This window comes from Halomonas colorata (assembly GCF_014897985.1).
GTDB classification, from domain to species: domain Bacteria; phylum Pseudomonadota; class Gammaproteobacteria; order Pseudomonadales; family Halomonadaceae; genus Vreelandella; species Vreelandella colorata.
Genome location: NZ_JABUZA010000101.1, coordinates 1 through 1,246 on the forward strand (window position 1 = coordinate 1; position 1,246 = coordinate 1,246).

Here is a 1,246-nt window from a genome sequence, read left to right on the forward strand (position 1 = left end):
GCTTTAAGCGTATAAGACGTCATCGGCGCGCCATTATCCGAGTGCAACACCGGGGGCTGATGCCAGCATCCTTCTCGCAATAAGGCGCGTTCCAACAAGTGTTTCGCTAACTCGCCTGATTCCGCATCATGGACTTCCCAGGCGATGATTTTACGACTGTAGATATCCATGATCAGATAGAGATACCAGTGCTGGCCACGCACAACGGAAGAACAGTAGCTGATGTCCCAGCACCAGACCTGGTTTGGCCCGGTTGCAGTAAAGCTTGTCGGCTCAGGTACTTGGCGGCGTGGCTTCATTCGCCCTCGGTGCTGCTGCTGTTGGTGCTTTTTCAGTACTCGATAGAACGACGACTCGGAGGCCAAGTAGATCCCTTGATCTGCCAATGAGGGCACGATTTGAGACGGCGGCAGGCTCTGATACTCGGGGCGATGGCAGGCGTTTAAAATGGCCTGTTCCTCCTCGTGAGTCAGCTGATGCGGCTGACTGCCTTGTACCGCGCGTGGACGCCGATCCTCAACCACAGCGCCACACCCAGAACGCCAGCGTTTCAACGTGCGCTCGCTCACGTCTATCATCGCCGCGGCTTTGTAACGGGAAGCGCCTCCCGTTACCGCCTTGTCAAACAACGTAATGAGCCTTGCACGTTCCTCAAGAGGCGTCAGTCGTCCTCGCCGCTGTTCAGGTCTTCGCCGTACAAGGCGTCTAGCTTTTTTGAGAGCACCAGCAGCGACGTTGTTTCCGCTAAGGCTCTGTCTTTGCGGCGGACTTCCGCTTTGAGCTGCTTGATCGTCTTACGGTCTTCTTTCCGCTGTTTCTGTGCCGTTCTTTGCTGGCCTTCTTGTTGGCCAGCGCCCTCTAGACAAGCGGCTTTCCACTGCTGGATTTGCTCGGGATAAAGGCCTTTTTCGCGACAGTAAGCACCCAGCTCTGTTTCTGACAGGGTGGCGGTTTCAATGACCACGGCGAGCTTGGCATCAGGCGACCATTCGTTGTCACTTTGGGTATACCCCGGCACAGGCACTCCTTTTTCTCGACACTTTTTTAACCAACTATACAGCGTCGCGTCAGAGATGCCTTCTTCAGTGGCAACGGATACCACGCTGCGATTGTGGGGTGGCAATAACTTTTTCAGAACGGCTGCTTTACGCTCTGCAGAATAACGTGGCACAAGGACTCCATGCCGCTCCCTCTGGATTAGGTTAAGGCGATATCGCCAACCGGACAACTAGGCTGACAGAGGGGG

The 1,246-nt window shown here is 55.2% G+C and carries 1 protein-coding gene and 1 pseudogene; both read right to left on the reverse strand.

Going from position 1 to position 1,246, the window contains the following annotated elements; genetic code table 11:
- A pseudogene (locus INT33_RS21510) lies at positions 1–605 on the reverse strand (transposase); the annotation flags it as partial.
- A 56-nt stretch (positions 606–661) separates the two neighbouring features.
- Complete coding sequence (locus INT33_RS20955) at positions 662–1,171, reverse strand: transposase (RefSeq protein ID WP_193092937.1); 510 nt, start codon at positions 1,169–1,171, stop codon at positions 662–664.
- Positions 1,172–1,246 lie beyond the last annotated feature (75 nt).